The organism is Mesorhizobium sp. M7A.F.Ca.CA.002.09.1.1 (assembly GCF_003998555.1).
GTDB lineage: Bacteria > Pseudomonadota > Alphaproteobacteria > Rhizobiales > Rhizobiaceae > Mesorhizobium > Mesorhizobium ciceri.
The window spans coordinates 1-2,341 of sequence record NZ_RZRR01000871.1 but is presented as its reverse complement, the minus strand read 5'-3'; the positions used below and the strand labels follow the sequence as shown (position 1 = coordinate 2,341).

At 66.0% G+C, this 2,341-nt stretch carries 1 protein-coding gene and 1 pseudogene; both read right to left on the bottom strand.

Annotated features, from left to right (window positions below; translation table 11 throughout):
* Positions 1-1,131 (bottom strand): glutamine synthetase family protein (locus EN994_RS27610; RefSeq protein ID WP_164746251.1); only part of this gene is annotated, 1,131 nt, incomplete at its 3' end.
* 6 nt (positions 1,132-1,137) lie between these two features.
* Positions 1,138-2,341 (bottom strand): annotated as a pseudogene (locus tag EN994_RS27605) (glycosyltransferase); the annotation flags it as partial.

The following is a 2,341-nucleotide window of genomic DNA, read 5'->3' as shown; positions in this document are numbered from 1 at the left end:
GGCAAGCAGCGAGCCGGCGATCGCCAGGTAAGGATTGGAATCCGCGCCCGGAAGCCGGTTCTCCACCCGCCGCGCGGCGCGGCCGCCGGCCGGCACGCGCAGGCCGCAGGAGCGGTTGTCATGCGACCATTCGATGTTGGCCGGCGCGCTGTGGTTCGGCCTGATGCGGCGGAACGAGTTCACGTTGGGCGCGAACAGCGGCATGATTTCGGGGACATATTTCTGCAGGCCGCCGATGAAGTGGCCAAACATTGCGGTGTCGGCATCGTCGCTGCCGGCAAACAAAGTCCTGCCGGCCTCGTCGATGACCGACATGTGCAGATGCATGGAGCTGCCGGCCTGTGCGGCGATCGGCTTGGCCATGAAGGTGGCGTGCATGCCGCTTTGCTGCGCGGCCTGGCGCGTCAGCCGCTTGAACAGCAGCACCTTGTCGGCCAGCGGCAGCGCATCGCCATGCAGGAAGTTGATCTCCAACTGCGCGGTTCCCGACTCATGGATCAGCGTGTCGAGCGGCAGGCCGGCCGCCGCCGCATAATCGTAAATGCGGCGGATCACCGGCTCGAACTCCTCGAGCCCGGCCATATCGTAGGGATGCTGCACGGTCTCGGCGCGGCCATTGGCGCCGACCGGGGCGGTCAGCGGACGGTCCGGATCCGGATTGGGCGCGGTGAGATAGAATTCCACCTCGGGCGCCACCACCGCCCGCCAGCCGCGCTTGGCGTAGAGGTCGAGCACGGCCCTGAGCACATGGCGCGGCGAGGCCATCCAGGGCCGGCCGTCCATATGGAAGGCATCGGCAAAGACATAGGCCTTGCCGGGAGCGGCACCCGGCGCCAGGCAGAGCGTCGATACATCAGGCACCATGCGCATGTCCGGATCCGAATAGGCAAAACCCTCGTCGATCGAGCCGGAATAGCGGCCGTCGATGCTGACCAGGAAAGCGCTGCTCGGCAGATAGAGCGCGCGGTCTTCAAGCGCCTGGAGGAATTTGGCCGTCGGCAAGGCCTTGCCGCGCAGGACGCCGTTCATGTCGGGCACCAGGCACTCGACTTCGTTGATGCCGTGCCGGGCCAGCCAGGCCTTGGCATCGTTGCCGCTGGAGAGCGAGATGTTCGTGTTGTTGTCAGGCATTTTCGTTCAAATCCGTATCAGAGAGAGTATGGCTTGCGCGGCCGCATCCGTTCCGGGTTTCAGCGCCATTTGGGCTGCATTGTCCTTGAGGCGGGCGCGCATGGCATCGTCGGCCAGCAGGCCGAGAATGGCTTTCTCCAACACTCCTTCGGTCCAGCCGTCACGGCCGATATGGTCGCCGGTGCCGGTCTCTTCGGCGCGTTGCGCGTTGTCGTGTCCATCCCAGCAATAGGGCATGATCAGCGACGGCACGCCGAAGCGCAGCGCTTCGCAAAAACTGTTGTTGCCGCCGTGATGGATGAACAGATCCGACTTCGCCACCACCGAGGGCTGCGGAAACCAGGCGTCGAGATAGACATTGTCCGGCACCGCGCGGTAAGCGTCGCGCAGGCCGCCGGCATTGACGATGAAGCGCGCCGGCAGCCTGTCGAACACCACCAGCATGCGCTCGATCAGGCCGACATCCATGGCACCCAGGCTGCCGAAGCTGACATAGACCAGCGGCCCGCCATTGCGCGGGAACACCGGCACCTCGAACGGCCCTTCAGAACGCACGCAGCCCTCGAGATAGACGAAGCGCGCGGGGTCGAGCGGCTCGGCACGCTCGCGGCGCACGATCGTCGGCGTCAGCAGCAGGTTGAGATCGGGCGACGTCTCGAGGAACTGACCCTTCGGCAGCGGCCCCAGTCCGGCATCCGCCCGGAAGCGGTTGAAGCGGTCATGCGCCGGCGCGCAAGCCGCCAGATACCTGGCCTCGAACGCCGCGCGTTGCGGGTCGTCCACGCCAAGCCCCGACAGATAGGGCGGCACATTGGCGTCCGGCAGCTCGGTCTCGGCGCAGGAGACGACGCGCACCCACGGACAGCCGGCGGCGGCGATCGCCGGGAACATGATGACATTGTCGAGCACCACGGCATCCGGCTTGAGCCGTGCCAGCAATTGGCGCAGCGGCGCCTCGGCATTGACCGCGGTGTCGACGATGGCCTGCCAGGTCGGAGCGACATAGGTCTCAAGCTGGTCGATCGGGCTCAGCCTGAAATGCGGCAGGGCCGGCGCACGAAAGCCTGCCAGTAGCTCTGACGTTGGCTCTCGCTCAGCGGCTCGTCGGTTGGCAACTGGTATTCCTGGAAACCATAGTCGGCAAAGACGCCGGAGAAACCGGCATGGCAGATGAAGACGGGCCGGGCGCCTTTCGCACGCAGCGCCTGCG